This window comes from Parerythrobacter aurantius (assembly GCF_045291475.1).
In the GTDB taxonomy this organism is placed as follows: Bacteria; Pseudomonadota; Alphaproteobacteria; order Sphingomonadales; family Sphingomonadaceae; genus Parerythrobacter; species Parerythrobacter aurantius.
In genome coordinates this window covers 466,387-484,409 of sequence record NZ_CP147985.1, presented here as the reverse complement: position 1 = coordinate 484,409, position 18,023 = coordinate 466,387, and the positions used below count along the sequence as shown (strand labels likewise).

The 18,023-nt window shown below is 67.4% G+C and carries 17 protein-coding genes and 2 tRNA genes; 9 read left to right on the top strand and 10 right to left on the bottom strand.

The window, feature by feature from the left end:
- Nucleotides 1–27: 27 nt before the first annotated feature.
- Nucleotides 28–102 (bottom strand) — tRNA-Val (locus WAB17_RS02440).
- Nucleotides 103–180: 78 nt separating this feature from the next.
- Nucleotides 181–2,070, bottom strand: a complete 1,890-nt coding sequence (gene sppA, locus WAB17_RS02435) for a signal peptide peptidase SppA (protein ID WP_435418451.1) — start codon at nucleotides 2,068–2,070, stop codon at nucleotides 181–183.
- 111 nt (nucleotides 2,071–2,181) lie between these two features.
- On the opposite strand from sppA, the gene WAB17_RS02430 reads away from it, so the two are divergent.
- Nucleotides 2,182–3,225, top strand: coding sequence for an aspartate carbamoyltransferase catalytic subunit (locus tag WAB17_RS02430; RefSeq protein ID WP_435418450.1), 1,044 nt, complete (start codon nucleotides 2,182–2,184; stop codon nucleotides 3,223–3,225).
- On the top strand, nucleotides 3,222–4,466 hold the full coding sequence (locus WAB17_RS02425) for a dihydroorotase (RefSeq protein WP_435419318.1): 1,245 nt from the start codon (nucleotides 3,222–3,224) through the stop codon (nucleotides 4,464–4,466). Before WAB17_RS02430 ends, WAB17_RS02425 begins: the two co-directional genes overlap by 4 nt.
- A gap of 58 nt (nucleotides 4,467–4,524) precedes the next feature.
- Here WAB17_RS02425 and WAB17_RS02420 read toward each other — a convergent pair whose 3' ends face one another.
- From WAB17_RS02420 to WAB17_RS02410, 3 genes are read right to left on the bottom strand one after another with little or no spacing between them, the layout of a single operon-like run.
- Nucleotides 4,525–5,916, bottom strand: a complete 1,392-nt coding sequence (locus WAB17_RS02420) for an SPOR domain-containing protein (protein ID WP_435418449.1) — start codon at nucleotides 5,914–5,916, stop codon at nucleotides 4,525–4,527.
- A gap of 26 nt (nucleotides 5,917–5,942) precedes the next feature.
- Nucleotides 5,943–6,509 (bottom strand): hypothetical protein, encoded by a 567-nt coding sequence (locus WAB17_RS02415; RefSeq protein ID WP_435418448.1) that lies wholly within the window; start codon nucleotides 6,507–6,509, stop codon nucleotides 5,943–5,945.
- 18 nt (nucleotides 6,510–6,527) lie between these two features.
- On the bottom strand, nucleotides 6,528–7,244 hold the full coding sequence (locus WAB17_RS02410; protein ID WP_435418447.1) for an AAA family ATPase: 717 nt from the start codon (nucleotides 7,242–7,244) through the stop codon (nucleotides 6,528–6,530).
- Between the two features lie 245 nt (nucleotides 7,245–7,489).
- On the opposite strand from WAB17_RS02410, the gene WAB17_RS02405 reads away from it, so the two are divergent.
- The 4 genes from WAB17_RS02405 to bfr all read left to right on the top strand — a co-directional run bounded on the left by WAB17_RS02405 (nucleotide 7,490) and on the right by bfr (nucleotide 10,917).
- The gene (locus tag WAB17_RS02405; RefSeq protein WP_435418446.1) at nucleotides 7,490–8,632 is read left to right on the top strand and encodes an SPOR domain-containing protein; all 1,143 of its coding nucleotides are present in this window, start codon (nucleotides 7,490–7,492) and stop codon (nucleotides 8,630–8,632) included.
- A 72-nt stretch (nucleotides 8,633–8,704) separates the two neighbouring features.
- On the top strand, nucleotides 8,705–10,042 hold the full coding sequence (locus WAB17_RS02400) for a DUF418 domain-containing protein (protein ID WP_435418445.1): 1,338 nt from the start codon (nucleotides 8,705–8,707) through the stop codon (nucleotides 10,040–10,042).
- A gap of 72 nt (nucleotides 10,043–10,114) precedes the next feature.
- Nucleotides 10,115–10,303: a (2Fe-2S)-binding protein gene (locus WAB17_RS02395; RefSeq protein WP_435418444.1), complete on the top strand. Its 189-nt coding sequence runs from the start codon at nucleotides 10,115–10,117 to the stop codon at nucleotides 10,301–10,303.
- A 131-nt stretch (nucleotides 10,304–10,434) separates the two neighbouring features.
- Complete coding sequence (bfr, locus tag WAB17_RS02390) at nucleotides 10,435–10,917, top strand: bacterioferritin (RefSeq protein ID WP_435418443.1); 483 nt, start codon at nucleotides 10,435–10,437, stop codon at nucleotides 10,915–10,917.
- A gap of 21 nt (nucleotides 10,918–10,938) precedes the next feature.
- Here bfr and WAB17_RS02385 read toward each other — a convergent pair whose 3' ends face one another.
- From WAB17_RS02385 to der, 3 genes are all read right to left on the bottom strand, one after another.
- Nucleotides 10,939–11,139 (bottom strand): hypothetical protein, encoded by a 201-nt coding sequence (locus WAB17_RS02385; RefSeq protein WP_435418442.1) that lies wholly within the window; start codon nucleotides 11,137–11,139, stop codon nucleotides 10,939–10,941.
- 144 nt (nucleotides 11,140–11,283) lie between these two features.
- Complete coding sequence (locus tag WAB17_RS02380; protein ID WP_435418441.1) at nucleotides 11,284–11,772, bottom strand: DUF2721 domain-containing protein; 489 nt, start codon at nucleotides 11,770–11,772, stop codon at nucleotides 11,284–11,286.
- Between the two features lie 4 nt (nucleotides 11,773–11,776).
- Nucleotides 11,777–13,195, bottom strand: a complete 1,419-nt coding sequence (gene der / locus WAB17_RS02375) for a ribosome biogenesis GTPase Der (RefSeq protein WP_435418440.1) — start codon at nucleotides 13,193–13,195, stop codon at nucleotides 11,777–11,779.
- Between the two features lie 138 nt (nucleotides 13,196–13,333).
- Here der and WAB17_RS02370 point away from each other — a divergent pair, with 138 nt between their 5' ends.
- The gene (locus WAB17_RS02370; RefSeq protein WP_435418439.1) at nucleotides 13,334–14,140 is read left to right on the top strand and encodes a CHAP domain-containing protein; all 807 of its coding nucleotides are present in this window, start codon (nucleotides 13,334–13,336) and stop codon (nucleotides 14,138–14,140) included.
- A gap of 215 nt (nucleotides 14,141–14,355) precedes the next feature.
- Here the strand turns inward: WAB17_RS02370 and WAB17_RS02365 are convergent, their stop codons facing one another.
- Nucleotides 14,356–14,667 (bottom strand): DUF3297 family protein, encoded by a 312-nt coding sequence (locus WAB17_RS02365; RefSeq protein ID WP_435418438.1) that lies wholly within the window; start codon nucleotides 14,665–14,667, stop codon nucleotides 14,356–14,358.
- Nucleotides 14,668–14,827: 160 nt separating this feature from the next.
- Here WAB17_RS02365 and WAB17_RS02360 point away from each other — a divergent pair.
- Together WAB17_RS02360 and tig are read left to right on the top strand one after the other, a co-directional pair.
- Nucleotides 14,828–14,912: transfer RNA gene (locus WAB17_RS02360), tRNA-Leu, on the top strand.
- Nucleotides 14,913–14,972: 60 nt separating this feature from the next.
- Nucleotides 14,973–16,478 (top strand): trigger factor, encoded by a 1,506-nt coding sequence (gene tig, locus WAB17_RS02355; protein ID WP_435418437.1) that lies wholly within the window; start codon nucleotides 14,973–14,975, stop codon nucleotides 16,476–16,478.
- 27 nt (nucleotides 16,479–16,505) lie between these two features.
- Here tig and WAB17_RS02350 read toward each other — a convergent pair whose 3' ends face one another.
- The gene (locus WAB17_RS02350; RefSeq protein WP_435418436.1) at nucleotides 16,506–18,008 is read right to left on the bottom strand and encodes an amidase; all 1,503 of its coding nucleotides are present in this window, start codon (nucleotides 18,006–18,008) and stop codon (nucleotides 16,506–16,508) included.
- Nucleotides 18,009–18,023: the final 15 nt, after the last annotated feature.

Genomic DNA, 18,023 nt, shown 5'->3' with positions numbered 1-18,023 from the left:
CCCCAGACGGTTTTGTCTGGCTGAAACTGGTGGGCGCGACAGGGATTGAACCTGTGACCCCACCCGTGTGAAGGGTGTGCTCTACCGCTGAGCTACGCGCCCGTCCGTTTCATGGGCGGATGGGTCAATCCGCCGGACAGGGGCGGGCCTTTACGCAAGCGCGGACCGCCTGACAAGCACCTACTCTGCCAAAAAGCGCAGCAGGCCCTTCAGCCAGCCGCCATCCTGCCCTGCGGCAGCGGCAGCGGCGGCGCGCGGCTGGATAGGGCAGGAAAGGCAGTAGGCCTGCATCCCGCTCCCGCGCGCCAGCCGGGCGAGATCCGCCTCGGCCTGTCCCAGCAGCGACCGCTGGTGCGAGGCGATCATGCCGAAGACATCGCCGGTACGTTCCCCGGCGGCTTCCTCGTCGAGCAGCAGGGACCGCAAGATGTTGTCATAGGCCGGCGGCTGCGTGCCGAGGTATCGCGCATGCCAATCTCCCCGGCCCAGCTTGGCCTTCCCCGCGACCCAGGCCAGCGCCTCGTCGAGGCCGCCATATTGATCCACGAGCCCGATCTGCCGGGCGGTTCCGCCATCCCAGACGCGGCCTTGGCCGATCGTATCCACGCGGGCCGGGGTCATGCCGCGGGCCTGCGCCACCCGTGCGAGGAAATCGGCGTAGCCATTTTCGATCGAGCTTTGCAGGATGGCGTCCACCTCGGGCGTGAAGCCGCCGACCAGGTCGGGCTGGCCGGTCAACGGGGTGGTCTGCACCCCGTCCGACCCGACGCCGTATTCGGCCGCCAGCCCTTCGAAGGTCGGGATGACCGCGAATATGCCGATCGAGCCGGTGATCGTTTCCGGCTCGGCGAATATCCGGTCCGCCGGTGTCGCGACCCAGTAGCCGCCGCTCGCCGCGACATTGGCCATGGAGACGGCGACGGGGATCTTGCGGGCCTTGTGCCGCTCGATCGCTTCGCGGATCACTTCGCTCGCCATAACCGATCCGCCCGGGGAATCGACCCGCACCACCAGGCCCGCCAGATCGTCGTCGAGTGCTTCGTCGAGCAGCTGGGCGATGCGGTCGCCCCCGGCGCTGCCCGGGCCCGCCTCGCCGTCGAGGATTTCGCCGGCGATGGTGATGACGCCGATGGGTTTTCCGGCTGTGTCGCGCGGATTGCCCGCCAGCCACGGGTCGAGCCCGGTGTGGAGATAGGCGCCCGGGGCCTGGTCCATCGGGTCTTGCCCCGCCAGCTTGGCGACCCTGTTGCCGAAGGCGACGGAGCTGCCGAGCTTGTCCACCAGCCCGGCGGCGAGCGCCGCCTGGGCGAGATCGCCGCCGCTGGCCGCCACCCACTGCGCGGGTTCGCGCGTTACCCGGGCGATATCCGCCTTGGGCCGCGCCTTGCGCACCTGGGCCTGCCACTCTTCCCACAGCGCGCCATAGAGCGCCTGTGCATTCTCGCGGGCTTCGGGCGACATGTCGCTGCGGTCATAGGGTTCGACCGCCGATTTGTAGGTCCCGACCTTGTAGATCCGGGCGTTGATCCTGAAGCGGTCGAGCAGGGCGCCGTAATAGAGCCTGTTGCCGCCCGGGCCCATCACCACTGCGCCGCCAAGCGGGTCGAGCCAGACTTCGCTCGCATGCGAGGCAAGCCGCAAGCCGTCGTCGCCATAGCCGATGGCATGGGCCAGCACCGGTTTCTTCGCTGCGCGCGCCCGGTCGAGTGCCTCGCCGATATCCTGCAGATGGACGCTGCCTCCGCCGAGGAAGCGCGACAGGTCGAGCACGATGACCTTTATCCGTTCGTCGCGCGCAGCCGTGTCGATCGCATGGACGATATCCTGCACATCGTATTCGCCGGTCGGCGCCGTGCCGCTGAGGAAGGCCTGCACCGGATCGATGACGCTCTTTTCCTCGACGACGACGCCGTCGAGCGCCAGCAGCAGCGCGCCGCCCTGGATCTGCGCCGGTCCGGGCCGGGCGGTCAACACGCCGAACAGCAGGGTGAAAAACAGCAGCAGGAACAGCAGGCTGAGACCGTCCTTGATCCCGACCAGCAGCTTCCAGACCTTGCGCGCGAATGACATTGCGGTGCCGAACCCTCTTGTTGTGCAAGGGCGACATAGGCAGTCGCGGGCAGCCGTGCCACAGGAAACCGCTTGAGGGTGCGACCGGGCTCGACTAAGGGCTCGGCTTTAATGACAAGCGACGGCAACACCCCGGCTTCCGGCCGCTATCCAGCGGGCGGACAGGCCTTTCCGCACGGCAGCCTGACCGGCATCGCCCAGCTCGAACGGCACGAAATCCTCTACCTGCTCGACGAGGCCGAGCAGTGGGTCGAATTCAACCGCCAGAGCGACAAGCATTGCGACCTGCTCGGCGGCCTGACCATCATCAACGCCTTTTTCGAAAACAGCACTCGCACGCTGCTCAGCTTCGAGATTGCCGGCAAGCGGCTGGGCGCGGACGTGGTCAACATGCACGCCGCGCAATCGAGCGTGAAGAAGGGCGAGACGCTGATCGATACTGCGATCACGCTGAATGCGATGCGCGCCGATGCGATCGTCATCCGTCACGGCAGCAGCGGGGCGGTGGACCTGATCGACAGCAAGGTCGATTGCCCGGTCCTCAACGCCGGCGACGGGCAGCACGAACACCCGACGCAGGCCCTGCTCGATGCCCTGGCCCTGCGCCATGCGCTGGAGGAGCGGGGCGAGGGCGCCGACGACTTCACCGGGCTCACCGTCACGATCTGCGGCGATATCCTGCACAGCCGCGTCGCCCGCTCGAACATATTGTGCCTGCAGGCGCTCGGCGCGACCGTGCGGGTCTGTGCGCCGCCGGCGCTGATGCCGGTGGGGATCGAGCGGATGGGGGCCGTCGCGTTTCACGATTTCGATGCGGCGCTGAAAGGGGCGGACGTGGCGATGATGCTGCGCCTCCAGAACGAACGGATGAGCGGCCAGTTCATCCCCTCGGCGCGCGAATACCACCATCTCTACGGGCTGACGAAGGCGCGGATGGAGCGCTGTGCCCCCGATGCGCTGGTGATGCATCCGGGCCCGATGAACCGCGGCGTGGAGATCGACAGCGACGTTGCCGACATGATCGACCGTTCGATCATCACGCGGCAGGTCGAAATGGGCGTGGCGGTGCGCATGGCCTGCCTCGACATCCTGACCCGCAAGGCGCGCGGCGTCGCCGGGTGGCAAAGCGACCTTGGCCGGGGGCAATGGGTATGAGGCAGCAGCACCGCCTGGCCGTCACCAACGGGAAACTGGTCACGCCGCAGGGGATCGTCGAAGGCGCGCTCACCTGTGCGCAGGGCCGCATCCTCGCCATCGGCCAGCACGCGCCGGAAGACGGCGACCGGGCAATCGATGCCGGTGGGAAACTTGTCATCCCCGGTCTCGTCGATCTCGGCGTATTTGCGATCGACAAGCCGGCGTTCCATTTTGGCGGGATCACCCGGGCCGCGCTGATGCCCGACCAGTCGCCGCCGCTCGACCTGCCGAGCCGGGTTTCCTACATCGCCAAGAGCGGCAAGCCGGACCTGTGGGTCCACCCCCTCGCCGCCGCGACGCGGGGGCTCGACGGGACCGATCTCGCGGAATTCGCCCTGATGCGCGATGCGGGCGCCCGGGGCATTGCCACGGGTCGCGGCTGGATTGCCGACAGCGGCGTGATGCTGCGGGTGCTGCAATATGCCGCAATGCTGGACCTGGTCGTGGTGAGCCATGCCGAAGACGGCGGACTTGCCGGGGAAGCCGCCGCCACCGCCGGCGAAATGGCGACCCGCCTAGGGCTGCCGAGTGCGCCGGCCGAAGCCGAGGCTCTGGCTGCCGCCCGCGACATCGCGCTTGCCGAAATGAGCGGTGCGCGCCTGCACCTGCGCCAGGTGACGACCCGCGCCGCGCTCGATCTGGTCCGCCAAGCCAAGGCCCGCGGGGTCGCCGTGACAGCCGGGGTGACGCCTGCCCATTTCATGCTGTCGGACCTCGCGACGGGCGATTTCCGCACCTTCGCCCGCCTGTCGCCGCCGCTCCGGTCGGAAGCGGACCGCCAGGCGGTGATCGAGGCCATCGGCGACGGCACCATCGACGTCATCGCCAGCGGGCACGATCCGCGCGGGCCGGAGGACAAGCGCCTGCCGTTCGCCGATGCGGCCCCGGGCATGGCGGGGGCGCAGACGCTGCTGTCCTGCACGCTGACCCTGGTGCGCGACGGGGTGATCGGCATCGAACGGGCGGTCGAACTGCTCTGCACCAATCCCGCGGCATTGCTGGGCGTGGAGGCCGGCAGGCTGGCGGAAGGGAGCGAAGCCGATATCGCTATCGTCGACCCCGACAAGCCGTGGATCGTCCTGCGCGAGCGCATGGCGGCGAGCGCAGGCAATACGCCGTTCCATGGCCAACCGATGCAGGGCAGGGTGCTGCGCGTCTTCAAGGGCGGGGTCGAAGCAGACGCGGCAGCGGCGGCCTGATACGAAAAACCCCCCGGGATTACCCGGGGGGTCTTCCGATATTCCTCAGGAGGCTGCCTTAGCGGCTGGCCAGGCGATAGCCCTTGTCGGTCGCGCCGGGCAGCGGCTTGCCGTCGGCCCAGGCGATGCAGCCCTGGCCCTTGGCGCGGACCTTGCCGCACATGCTGCTCGCCGACGCGAGTTCGAAACCGCCGGCCGAAACGCGGAAGTAGATCTTGCCGCGCACCTTGGCCTCGGTGATGACCATCTTGTAGTTGGCGAGTTCCGGATACTGCTGGGCATAGATGCCCCATGCGCGGCGGGCGCCGGCTTCGGAACTGAAGCTGCCGAGCTGGATCAGGTGCGACCCGTCGGCGGAGAGCTTGCGGGCAACCACGCTGTCCTTTGCACGCGGCGCCGGCGCGGCGCCGGCACGGCTCGGTGCGGCCTGCACGACCGGGCTCGAGACAAACTTGATGGCACTGGCCGCAACCTCGGCAATCGATGCCCCGGCAGGCGCATCGGCCCTGAAGGCATCCTGGAAGGTTTCGGGCGCGCGTACCGGCGGAGCGGCTGCGGCGACCTTGGGGGCCGGCTGCACCACCGGGCCGCCCACGGGCACACCGTCGATCGGCGGAAGCTCGCGAACCGGGGTCGGGACAGCGGCGATGAACCCTTCGGTCGGGGGCAGTTCACCCGCCCGGACGAAGGGGCTGTCGATCGCAGACGCTTCCGCGGCGACCTGCTGTGCGGCCGGATCGGCGTTGAGCGCGAGCTGCATCGGCTGACCGGCATCGGCGCGAACCGGCACGTTCAGCAGGCCGGCGATACGCTGCTGGTGATCCTCGGGACCCACCATCATCGCCCATTCGGTGATCCGCGCATCGAGTGCGCTGCCGGTGAGGTCTTCCGCCGCCATCACGCGGGCCGCCTGCCAGTTGCCCTGCAGGGCATAGGCATAGGCCAGGTTCTGGCGCAGCTTGGGAGTGTTCTCGCCGGCGCGCAGCGCATTGCCGAGAATCTGCACGCCGCGATCGGCCCGTCCGGCCAGCGCCGTGGCGAGGCCGAGGTCGGCGGCGGGAATTTCGTCGCGCCAGTCTTCCAGCACGGCAAGTGCGGCGCGGTTGTCGCCCTTGCCGATGGCGGCGAGGGCGAAGCCCAGCGCCGTGCGTGGTGAGGTGTCGCCCAGCTTCATGGCGTCGTCGAATGAGGTCGCGGCCGACTGGAAGCGGCCGGCATTGAGGTAGGCTGCACCGAGCATGGCGCGATAGGACGCATTGCGCGGTTCGGCGAGGACAGCGGCCTCGGCGCTGGCGATGGCGCTGTCGCTATCGCCGCGCTGCAGCGCGACCTGGGCCTTGCCCGCCGACACATCGGCGCGCGGGGCGCCCTGTGCGGTGCATCCGCCCAGCGCGACCAGCCCGAGAGCGGTCGAAAGAGCCAGCGCGGCGTTACGGTTCATGCGAGCCATTGGTTTTCCCCCTTCGAAGGTGGTTCTCAGCGCCGCTTGACCTGGGCGGCGAGTGATTCGATGTCGGCCATGCCGTCGAGCAGGGCGTCGAGTGCGTCGGTAACGATCTGCTGCGCGCTCTTGCCCTGGATGGTGCTGAGCAGGCGCAGCTTGAGATGGCGACCCTCGTCGAGCCGGAGCGTGAAGGCGGCGCGCTTGCCGCGATCGAAAGCGGAGCGGCGCGGGGCCGGGGCGGACCGGATCGGGGTCGGCACGGCGGTTGCCACGCGCTGGGCAATCTCAGCCTGCTGGCGATGCACTTCGACCGGGGCGCGGGTTACCAGCGCATCCTGCGAGGCGCGATCGACGGCACGCGATTCGGCCTCGGCGGCTTCGTTGGCGGGTTCCGGCGTCAGGTGGAGCACCTGCCCGTGATGGTGCGATGCATCGTCGGCATCGTCACCCATGTCGTTCCAGCCGAGATCCTCGAGATTGGCGGCGACGTTGCTGCCGGCCGGGTTCAACGGCGTCAGTTGCGGCCGCATGGCCGGTTTGGCTCCGCCCTTGCGGGCGAGCAGGCTCGGGTTGAGAGAGGCGAAGGAAGCTTCGTTCATGGCCTGCGTCCGCCTTGCTTACTGGGCCACCCGGCGGCCGAAGCCACCCTGCGGACGGCCTGCGCCGGGAAGCTGCGAGACCGAGCCCGGTGCGGCAAAAACGGTGCGGCGGAAATTCTTCTCGAGCCGGTCGGCGATATAGCCCCACAGCGCGGTCACTTCGGCGGCGCTGCGGCTTTCCGGATCGACTTCCATCACGGTGCGGCCGTCGATCATCGAGGCGGCGAAATCGGTGCGGTGATGGAGGGTGATCGGGGCGACAGTGCCGTGCTGCGACAGGGCGACGGCGGCCTCGCTGGTGATCTTGGCCTTGGGCGTGGCGGCGTTGACGACGAACACCAGCGGCTTGCCGGCGCGTTCGCACAGGTCGACGGTAGCGCCCACGGCGCGCAGGTCATGCGGGCTGGGACGGGTCGGCACCACGATCAGTTCGGCGACGCCGATGACCGACTGGATCGCCATGGTGATGGCCGGAGGTGTATCGATCACGGCCAGCTTGAAGCCCTGCTGGCGCAGGATCTGCAGGTCGTTGGCGAGTCGCGCCACGGTCGTCTGGGCAAAGGCCGGATATTCCGCCTCGCGCTCGTTCCACCAGTCGGCCAGCGAACCTTGCGGGTCGATGTCGATCAATACCACCGGGCCAGCGCCTGCGCGCTGTGCCTGGACGGCCAGGTGCCCCGAAAGGGTCGTCTTGCCCGATCCGCCTTTTTGCGAAGCCAGTGCCAATACTCGCACAGGTCGATCCCCCTGATTTGCTTCGATGACCCACGCCTGTCGCGGGCTTTCACCAAGGGAGATCGCAGGATACCCCTAATTTTGGGTTAACGACGTGGCGACTGCGCGGTTGGGGGCTGCCCATCTCATCCACCCTGCTATCCGCGCCGGGTTAGAAAATCTTTGCTAACGCGATGTTCACTATGTCACCTTATCCCGCGACTTCCTGACGGAACGACCTGAGAGGTTAGCGGGACGCGATGACCATGATACTTGCACGTAAGGGTTTGCTGGCGGCGACATTGCTGGCGTGGCCGGCAGTAGCATTCGCCGACGTCAAGGCGGGTGTCGATGCCTGGGGCGCGGGCGATTACGACCGCGCGGTGAAGGAATGGCGGGATCCCGCGGCCAAGGGCGATCCGGACGCACAGTTCAACATGGCACAGGCCTATCGTCTCGGGCGCGGGGTGGAACAGAACGCCCGCCAGGCCGAAATCTTCTACGCCAAGGCCGCGGCCCAGGGGCACATCAAGGCGGCCGACAATCTCGGGCTGCTGCTGTTCCAGGGCGGTCGCCGCGAAGAGGCCATGCCCTATGTCCGCTCCGCCGCCGACCGCGGCGATCCCCGGGCGCAGTACCTGCTCGGCATCGCCCATTTCAACGGCGACCTGGTCGAAAAGGACTGGGTGCGCGCCTATGCCCTGCTGACCCTTGCCAATGCCGCCGGCCTGCCGCAGGCCGGCCCCGCCATCAAGCAGATGGACGATTTCATTCCGATCGAGCAGCGCCAGGAGGCCCAGCCTCTTGCCGCGCAGCTCAAGCGCGAGGCCGATGCGCGGCTGTCGAGCCAGCTGGCAGCGTCCGATCTCGGCGCCGATGGCCGCGCGCTGGCCGCCGCCGAACCTTCGTTGCCGTCGGCCGCTTCCGAATCCCGCGTCACGCCGCCGGTGCGGTTGCCGCAGCCGATCCCGCAGGTTGCTGCCGCCCCGTCGGTGGCAGCGGCACAGGCGGCGCTTGCGGAAGCCGGACGGGTGACCGGGGCGCGCAGCCCCGCCGACACGGGTGCCCGTGCTGCCGTTCCCGCGCCGCAGGTTGCCGCGGTCGCTTCGCCTGCGCCTGCCGTTACGGTGCCTGCCCCGGCCCCGACTGTTGCGAAGGCGGCCCCCGCTGCCCCGAAGGCTGCCGGGCCGTGGAAGGTTCAGCTCGGCGCATTCTCGGTCAAGGCCAATGCCGAGCGGCTGTGGGACCAGCTGGCCAGGCGGCCGGAACTCGCCGGGGCGACCAAGCTGCTCTTCGTCTCGGGCAACCTGACCAGGCTGCAGGCCGGCGGCTTCGCCACGCAGGCCGAGGCGCAATCCGCCTGCGACGCGCTGAAGCGCGGCGGCCAGAGCTGTCTCGTCACCCGCTAGCGCACGCGCCGGCTTACCTTGGGGGCACGCACACGCGGCGGGCGATAAGCCTGCCGGGCCGCTTCCGGCGTCATGACGACCATGCTAGGTCCTGGCCCGGACGGAGGGACTGCGATGGACGGTGTGGCGCAATCGGGCAGTGACGACGAGGGCACGGCCGCAGGCCCTGCAGCGCCTGTCGCGATGGCATCGGCAGAGCGGCTGTCCAGCCTGGATTTCATTCGCGGCATAGCGGTGATGGGCATCCTGGCTGCCAATATCGTCGCCTTCGGCCAGCCCTTTTCGGCCTATATGTTTCCCGACAGCTTCCGCGTCCCGGTCAATGATCCGGGCGGCTGGATGTGGATTGCCCAGCTGGTGCTGGTCGACGGCAAGATGCGCGGGCTGTTCTCGCTGCTGTTCGGCGCAGGGATGATGCTGTTCATGGAAAAGGCCTGGGCCAAGGGGCAGGACCGGCGGCTGCAGTTTCGGCGCCTGTGTTGGCTGCTGGTGTTCGGCCTGATCCACTACTTCTTCATCTGGCGCGGGGACATCCTGACCTATTACGCCATCATTGGCATGGTCGCGCTGCTGTGCCTGCGCTGGAAGGCACGGACGCAGCTGGTGGTCGGCCTGCTGGGGTACCTTGTCGGGGCGCTGATGCTGGCTGCGATGCTGGTGCCCTTCTACCTCGCCGCCGAGACGCCGATGGGCGAGCAGCCTGCCTTCGCGGAAATGCGCGAGGGCGCGCTGGAGCAGCAGGAATACGCGCTGGAGGATGACCGGGTCGACACCGGCCTGAAGTTGGCCGGCGACTATGCCGGGCTGATCGCGCATCGGTTCGACGTCCACCTGGCCGACCCGGCGGTGGGTATTCTGATGTTCTTCCTCGAGACGTTCCCGCTGATGCTGATCGGCATCGCGCTCTACCGGTTCGGCCTGTTCAGCGGCGGGCTGGACCCGGGCCGGATGCGGCTGTGGGGCTGGATCGGCGTGCTGGCGGGCGGGGCCTGCCACCTCGCCATCGGCCTGTGGGTGAAGGCAGCGGGCTTCAGTTACTGGAGCACGCTGGCCGCGATGATGGGCATGACGGTGCTGCCGCGGCTGGCCATGGTGCTGGGCCTTGCCGCCTTGCTGTCGCTCTATGCCCCGCGCGCGACGGGGTGGCTGGGCCAGCGCGTCTCGGCTGCAGGCAGGGCGGCCTTCACCAATTATCTCGGCACTTCGATCGTCATGATGATCGTCTTCCACGGCTGGGCGCTCGGCCTGTTCGGCCAGCTGGACCGGCCACAGCTTTACTTGGTGGTGCTACTGACGTGGGGGCTCATGTTGCTGTGGTCGAAGCCCTGGCTCGAACGCTACCGCTTCGGGCCGCTGGAGTGGCTGTGGCGATGCCTTACCTACGGTCGCCTGTTCGCTCTGAGGCGATAGCAGCTTTCCGCTTGCTATTGCGAATTGTTCGCATAAACTCCCTTTTGCGAATCACTCGCAGGAGCCAACCGGATGTACGTCTGCGTCTGCAATGCCATTCGTGAAAGCGAGCTGCGCACGGTTGCCCTGCGCTGCCCGGGTGACGCGGTCGCCGCCTATGCGGCGCTCGGCAAGGCACCGCAGTGCGGCAGCTGCCTGTGCGAGGCAGACGAGATCCTCGACGACGAACGCCAGCTGTGCTGCAAACGCGTCGCAGCCTGAACTGAAACCGCGCTATTGCTAATCGCTCGCAAATGGCGGAATTCCGCCGTTTTTTCGGCTTTTCGCCCTTGTCGGGAAGGTCTTTGCCCGCCTATGTTCGGGGCCGATCTTCCATTGCAGGAGTGTGGGTCATGAAGGGCGATCCCGTCGTCATCGACTATCTCAATAAGGCGCTGACCAACGAACTGACCGCGATCAACCAGTACTGGCTGCACTACCGCGTGCTGGCCGACTGGGGCGTGCACAAGCTCGCCGAATACGAGCGGCACGAATCGATCGACGAGATGAAGCACGCCGATGTGCTGGCCGAACGCGTGCTGTTCCTCGGCGGGTTGCCCAACTTCCAGGCCATCCACAAGCTCAAGGTCGGCGAGACGGTCGAGGAAATCCTGCGCGCCGACCTGGCGATTGAGCACGAGGCGATCCCGCTGCTGCGCGACGGTATCGAGCATTGCGAGAAGGTGCGCGACTACGTCACCCGCGAGATCTTCGCCCGCATCCTCGAAAGCGAGGAGGAGCATGTCGATTTCCTCGAAACCCAGTTCGACATGATCGAACGCATGGGCCTGCAGAACTACGTCCAGCTGCAAAGCAAGGCTGCGGAGGAGGGGTGAGGCCCAAGTTCGCGGTCAGCCTCAGGGATTGACCTCCCAGAAGCCGCCGCCGTCCGCCTCGCGCTTGCGCAGACGCGCGAGCGGGCGCTTGCCGCGGCTGATCGCGACCTCGCCATCGCACGCATTGATATCCGCGACGGCAAGCGCGGTCGCGATGTCCGGCGCCTTCAGGGTGGCCTGCGCGCCGCTTTCGCCGGTGACGGTGATGTCCAGGGTTTTCATGGCAATCTCCTGTGGCTGGGAATTTGCCCGGATTCTGCGCCGCGAACCTTGCGCGCGGACGTATCGCGGCCCCGCCCCGCGACGAATCGGGGTCGGTCGTCGCCGGATGCCTCGCGCCGTTGCCTCGCTGCGACGAAAGGACCGCTAGCTGCCCTCGTCCTGCCCTTCGCGGCGCTGGCCAAGCGAGGCGATTACCGTCTCCACCGCGAACAGCACGAGGCCGGCGATCAGCAGCAGCATGGTCGTGATCCATGCAATCGCCGTCAGCGTGCCGATCTGCGGGGTGATGAAGGCGCTGACGAACAGCAGCAGAATGACGAGCGAGATGGTGAGCGCCGCGCCGGTGCTGAACATCATCGCCCGCTGGGCATAGCGGCGACGGCGCCGCAGGCGCGCGAGTTCGCGCCGTTCCTTGGGCGTCTGTTCCTCTTCCATCCGCTCTTCCAGCCGGTGGATCCGGTTGGCGACCCAGATCAGGCGGCTCATCATCACGTTCATGACCGCGCCGATGGCGGCCAGCAGGAACGCCGGGGCCAGGCTCAGCCGCACGATTTCCTGCACGATCAGCGTGCTGGAGGTTCGCTGGACCAGTTCGGTAGCGATGTTGCCGGTCGGCAGCAGCAGGTCGAGCATCGGCTCAATCCTTCGAATACGGGTTCTTCGCGCTTTTCAGCACCACCCGCACCGGCACCGCGTCGAAGCCGAGGTTCTTGCGGATGCCGTTGACGAGATAACGCTCGTAGCTCTTGGGCAGCAGTTCCAGCCTAGTGCCGAACACCACGAAGCGCGGCGGGCGGGTGGTAGGCTGGGTGATGTAGCGCAGCTTGATGCGCTTGCCGCCAGGCGCCGGGGGCGGGTTCGCCTCCAGCGCATCGTCGAACCAGCGGTTGAGCGCCGATGTCGGCACCCGCCGGCTCCACGCCTCGCGCAGCACAAAGGCGGCGCGCAGCATGTCGTCGAGGCCCTTGCCGGTTCGCGCGCTGACCGCGAACACCGGCAGGCCGCGCACCTGCGACAGCCCTTCGTCGAGCGCGCCCTTGATGCCGTTGAACAACGAGCTGGCGTGTTCCGCCACGTCCCACTTGTTGATCGCAACCATCAGCGCGCGCCCTTCCTCGAGCACCTTGCTGGCGATCTTGAGATCCTGATGCTCGAGGCCCTGGGTCGCATCGAGCAGCAGCACGACGACCTCGGCATAGTCGACCGCCCGCAGCCCGTCGGCGACCGAGAGCTTCTCAAGCTTGTCGACGACCTTGGCGCGCTTGCGCATCCCGGCGGTGTCTATCAGGCGAATGTCGCGGGTCTCGCCGCTCTTGGGATCGGTCCACTGCCAGTCGACGGCGATCGAATCGCGGGTGATCCCGGCCTCGGGCCCGGTCAGCAGCCGGTCTTCGCCCAGCAGCCGGTTGATCAGGGTGGACTTGCCGGCATTCGGCCGCCCGACGATCGCGAGCTTGAGCGGGCCGAGCGGTTCGTCTTCGTCCCCGTCCCCGGAACCGTCCTCGCCGCCCTCTGCGCGCGCCTCGGCGAGCGCTTCGGCTTCCTTCTCGAAATGGCCGATCACCGGCCATAGCCCTTCGAACAGGTCGGCAACGCCTTCGCCGTGTTCGGCCGAGATCGGGGCCGGATCGCCGAGGCCCAGCGCGTAGGCCTCGTACAGCCCGGCATCGCCCGCGCGGCCTTCCGCCTTGTTGGCGACCAGCACCACCGGCACCTCGACCGTGCGCAGCCAGCGGGCGATTTCCTCGTCGAGCGGCGTGATCCCGGCACGGGCATCGATGACGAAGAGCGCCGCGTCGGCCCCTTCGAGGCTGACCTGCGTCTGGGCGCGCATCCGGCCGGGGAGAGTGTCGGGATCCTCGTCCTCCCACCCGGCGGTGTCGACCACGGTGAACTGCATTCCCGCGAGTTCTGCATCGCCCATCCGGCGGTCGCGCGTCACCCCGGGCTGGTCGTCGACCAGCGCCAGCTTCTTGCCCACCAGCCGGTTGAACAGGGTGGACTTGCCGACATTGGGACGGCCGATGATGATGACGGTGGGTTTGCGCGCGGACATGACAGCGCGCAGGTGGCCCCTCGCAGGCGACTTGGCAAGCGCGCATTGGAATGCAGGCGGCCCGTGTCACATAGTGTAAACGCGCGTTTACCCTAACGGGCAGGGCCATGGTAACCCTGTTGCGGCATCTCCGGCAGGATGAAGCGGACCGCGAAAATCCTTGCTGCGATGACGGTACTTGCCGCCCTCGGCGTCGTGCCCGAAGGCATCGCGACCGCCCGAACGGTCGCCGTTCCGATCGGGACCGGGGGCGAACTTCCGCCCTATCTCCAGTGTGCGCCCTACGCCCGCAGCGTCAGCGGGATCCAGATCTATGGCGATGCGCACACCTGGTGGGCGCAGGCCGAAGGGCGCTACGCTCGCGGTCGCCAGCCGAAGCCGGGTGCCGTGATGGCCTTCATCCCGACGGAGCGGATGCAATTGGGCCATGTCGCCACCGTGGTCCGCGTCATCGATGCCCGGACCGTGCTGCTCGACCATGCCAACTGGTCGCCGATCGACGGACGCCGCGGGCAGGTCGAGCGCGGCGTGAAGGCGGTCGATGTGTCGGAACGCGGCGACTGGAGCGAAGTGCGCGTGTGGTATGCGCCGCTGCAGGATCTCGGTACGACGCGCTGGCCGGTTGCAGGCTTCATCTATGCCGATGGCAAGGCGAGCAAGGCAACACCCGACACGCGCCTTGCCGCTGCGCCACGGCAAGCACCGCAGGTTTCGCTGTCGCCGCCCGCAAGCGCCCCGCTTTCCGCCAAGCCTTCGCGCGATTTCAGCAAGGCCTTCGCGGGTCTGGGCGAGCCGGCCAGTCCGCCGGCAGTGAAGCTTGAGGCCGGGGCAGGCAGCGCGCCAGCGCGCGCCGCATTGCCGCCTGTCCAGCGCAAACCCGTCGCCGGACCTCGCCCTGCACCGCAGGCCGATCCCTTTGCGGCCGTGCTGGCGCAATACGACTGAATTGTTGCCGCGCGACCGGCAGTCGCGGGGTCAAACAGGCCGTTTTCCTACAGCGCACGGGATTGCTAGAGTCGCACGGGCTCTTTCAGATCGTGATCCGTCGCCCGCATTACCTCGTGCCCGCCCTCTACGCCGAACGTGTTGGGTTTTGGTGTGAACTTTGTGTGACCTTCCGTGCCAACCCGTTGATTTTTCGGGGGTGAATGGAAGCGGCCTCAGCCCTTTTTCGCCACCGGCGGATTGTCGCCCAGGTCTTCGAACCAGGCCTCGACCTCGCCGTTGAGCTTGAGCGTCAGCGGCTGGCCCTTGCGGTCGAGCGTCTTGCCGGCCTGGACCCGGACCCAGCCTTCGGAGATCGAGTATTCCTCGATATCGGTCCGCACGCGGCCCTTGAACCGGATGCCCACGCCCCGCTGCAGCAGGTCGGCATTAAAATGCGGGCTGCGCGGATTGACCGACAGGTGATCGGGCGGGGTGTCGGTGCCACCCTTGGCGGGGGCATTCTCTGGAGTGTTTTCGTCGCTCATGGGCCGCGCCGATAGTCGTGCGCGCGCGGCTCCGCAAGCACTCTGGCGACCGGCTCAGGCAATTGGCCTATCCGGCGCTTGCCCTTTGCCGCGCCAGCCATTAGAGGCGCGCGTTCAACGCGGTGCGCCCCCGGCGTGCCGCGCGGCTTCGTTCGGGTTAGCGGGCGTGGCGGAATTGGTAGACGCGCTGGTTTTAGGTACCAGTATCGAAAGATGTGGGGGTTCGAGTCCCTTCGCCCGCACCAATCCGCCCCTGGCTGACCTCTCGCGCACAGCAATACTCGAGTAAGGCACAAGACATCCCCATGCAGACCAAAGAGACCACCAACGAGGGCCTCAAGCGCGGCTACGAGCTGACGCTGACCGCCAAGGACATCGATGCGAAGATCGAAGCCGAGGTGAAGAAGATCGCGCCGCAGGTGCGCATGCCCGGCTTCCGCCCCGGCAAGGTGCCTGCCAACCTCGTCCGCAAGATGCATGGCGAACAGCTGCACGCCCAGGTCATCAACGACACGATCCGCGAATCGGTCGACAAGGTCATGGCCGACAACAAGCTGCGCCCCGCGATGCAGCCGTCGATCGCGCTCAACGACGATTACGAGCAGGGCAAGGATGCCAAGGTCACGATCGACCTCGAAGTCCTCCCCGAAATCGAGGCGCCGAGCGTTGACGGCCTCAAGCTCGAACGGCTGACCGTGCCGGTGTCCGACGAGGCGGTGATGGAAACCATCACCCGCATCGCCGGCAACAACAAGAGCTACAAGGACGAGCCCAAAACGAAGAAGGCGGCCGATGGCGACCAGCTGATCATCGACTTCGTGGGCTCGATCGACGGCGTCGAATTCGACGGCGGCAAGGCCGAAGACGCACCGCTGGTGCTGGGTTCGGGCACATTCATCCCCGGCTTCGAAGAGCAGCTCGTGGGCGTGAAGACCGGTGACGAGAAGACCATCACCGTGACCTTCCCGGAAAACTACCAGGCCGATCACCTGGCCGGCAAGGATGCGCAGTTCGCCATCGTCGTAAAGCAGGTCAAGGTCGAAACCGAAACCGTCATCGACGACGAGTTCGCCACGAACCTCGGCCTCGAAAGTCTCGACAAGCTCAAGGAACTGATCCGCGGCCAGCTGGAGCAGGAAACCGCGGGCCTGACCCGGACCGCGATGAAGCGCTCGCTTCTCGACCAGCTCGCTGCGGGTCACGACTTCGCCGTGCCGCAGGGCATGGTCGATGCCGAATTCCAGCAGATCTGGAACCAGCTCCAGCAGGAAGCTGCACGGGAAGACGACCCGGCCGCCGCGCTGAAGGAAATCGAGGCCGAGAAGGACGATTACCGTGCCATCGCCGAACGCCGCGTGCGCCTCGGCCTGCTGCTGTCGGAAATCGGCCAGGCCAACAACGTCCAGATCAGCCAGCAGGAAATGACCATGCTGATGACCCAGGCGGCACAGCAGTACCGCCAGGAGGACCGCGAGCGGTTCGTGGAGTTCATCCGCAACGACCCGATGGCCGCCGCCCAGCTGCGCGCCCCGCTCTATGAAGACAAGGTCGTCGACTTCCTGTTCGACAAGGCCGAGATCACCGACCGCGAAGTGACCCGCGAGGAACTCGAGGCCGCGATCGAAGCCGACGCCGAGGAAGAAAAGAAGCCGGCCAAGAAGGCTCCGGCGAAGAAGGCTCCTGCCAAGAAGGAAGCAGCTTCGAAGAAGGAAGCAGCCCCGAAGAAGGAAGCTGCTCCCAAGAAGGAAGCTGCCGAAAAGAAGCCGGCCGCCAAGAAGCCTGCTGCCAAGAAGGCGGCGGCCAAGAAGTAAGGCCGGGTCCGGCAGGCCGGCCGCGGGCTATTCGCCTGGGCCAGCCTCGGCCGGTTGCCAGGGTTCGAAAGAAGGCTCGGGCAGCACCGCTGTCCGGGCCTTTTCGTAGGCTGCACCTGCCTTGAGCACGGCATGGTCGTCCCACTTGGCGCCGACAAGGGATACGCCGACAGGCAGGCCCTCGACCGCGCCCATCGGAACGGTGAGGTGGGGATAGCCGGCAATCGCGGCCGGGCTGCCGAAGCCGATCGAACCATTGTAGTTGTCGCCATTGACGAGATCGGTGGTCCAGGCCGGCCCGATCGTCGGGAACACGAGAAAGCTGACCTTGAAGTCGGCCAGCAGCCGGTCGATCGTCTCGGCCCCCGCGATGCGCACTGCGTTCTCCCGCGCCTTGGCATAGGCTTCGCGGTCGGTCGTCGCTTCGGCCAGTTCGAAGATCTCCTGCCCGAACCAGCGCATCTCCGATGCGGCATTGGCCTTGTTGAAGGCGATAAGGTCGGCCAGCGTGCGCGGCATCGCCTCGCCCGGCAGGCTGGCGAGATACCTGCCCATCTCCTCGCGCAGTTCGAACAGCAGCACGGTGAAGCTGTCGCGGTACATCGCACCATCGGGCTCGTAGTCGATGTCGACCAGCTCCGCGCCGGCGGCCTGCATGTCGCGCAGCGCCTGCTCGAAGGCAGAGCGGACATCGGCCCGGTTGCCGACCTGCTTGCGCATGACGCCGATCCGCACCCCGCGCAGCCCGTCTCCGCCAAGCCCGCTGGTGAAGTCGGTCCTGCGCGTGTCGGCTTCGGCCGTGGCCGGGTCTGCCGGGTCGGTTCCGGCGATGGCGTTCAGCAGCATCGCCGCGTCCGCGACGGTCCTTGTCATCGGCCCGGCCGTATCCTGCGTGCTCGAGATCGGCACCACATGGGTCCGGCTGACGAGGCCGACGCTCGGCTTGAAGCCCACGATCCCGTTGATCGAGGCCGGGCAGGTGATCGACCCGTTGGTCTCGGTCCCGATCGCGGCCCAGGCAAAGCCGGCTGCGACCGCCGCGCCGCTGCCGGAGGACGAGCCGCAGGTGTTGCGATCGGTGGCATGGGGATTGCGCGTCAGTCCGCCGACCGCGCTCCACCCGCTGGTCGAGGAATCGCTGCGGATATTGGCCCATTCGCTGAGGTTGGTCTTGCCCAGCACCACGCCGCCCGCCGCGCGCAGCCGCGCCACGAGGGGCGCATCGCGGTCGGTGCGATTGGCGGCAAGGGCGAGGCTGCCTGCGGTCGTCGGCAGTTCGCGTGTCTCTATATTGTCCTTGACCAGCACCGTGCGCCCGGCGAGCGGCAGGCCCGCCGCCTGCGCTTCGCGCGATTGGCGGGGTGCATCGGGATTGACCGCGATAACGGCATTGAGCTGCGGGCCGGCGTCGTCGAGCGCGGCAATCCGCGCAAGCTGTGCCGCAGCGACCTCTTCGGCAGGCGGGGGGACGTCCTGCGCCGAGGCGGGCAGGGCAATGGCGAGCGCAACCAGCGGGGCGAACAATCTCATGCCCCGCAAACTGCC